The organism is Curtobacterium sp. MCBA15_007 (genome assembly GCF_001864905.1).
Taxonomy (GTDB): domain Bacteria; phylum Actinomycetota; class Actinomycetes; order Actinomycetales; family Microbacteriaceae; genus Curtobacterium; species Curtobacterium poinsettiae.
In genome coordinates this window covers 82400-82728 of sequence record NZ_MJGM01000045.1, presented here as the reverse complement: position 1 = coordinate 82728, position 329 = coordinate 82400, and the positions used below count along the sequence as shown (strand labels likewise).

Sequence of the window (329 nt, the reverse complement as noted above, 5' to 3'; positions counted from 1 at the left end):
CCCCCCCCCCCCCCGAGCGAGATCTGTCGCTTCGGTGAGACGAGCCTCGGTCAGGACAGGCGCGAGCCGGGGCCGACCACGGGGGCGCTGCCCGTGGCCTGGGCGACGATGGCGTCGAAGGACACGCGCGCGGTCCGGTGTTCCCCCAGCCGGTTCGGCTTGCCGGTGCCGTGGTAGTCGCTCGATCCGGTGACGAACAGGTCGTAGCGGGTCGCCCAGTCGAGCAGGGTGCGCTTGCCGTGCGCCAGGTTCTCGCGGTGGTCGACCTCGAGACCGCCGAGCCCGGCGTCGACCAGGGAGCGGAGCATCGGTTCGTCGATGACGATCCC

At 72.3% G+C, this 329-nt stretch carries 1 pseudogene; it reads right to left on the bottom strand.

Going from position 1 to position 329, the window contains the following annotated elements:
- Window positions 1-50: 50 nt before the first annotated feature.
- A pseudogene (locus tag BIU95_RS13805) lies at window positions 51-329 on the bottom strand (phosphatase); the annotation flags it as partial.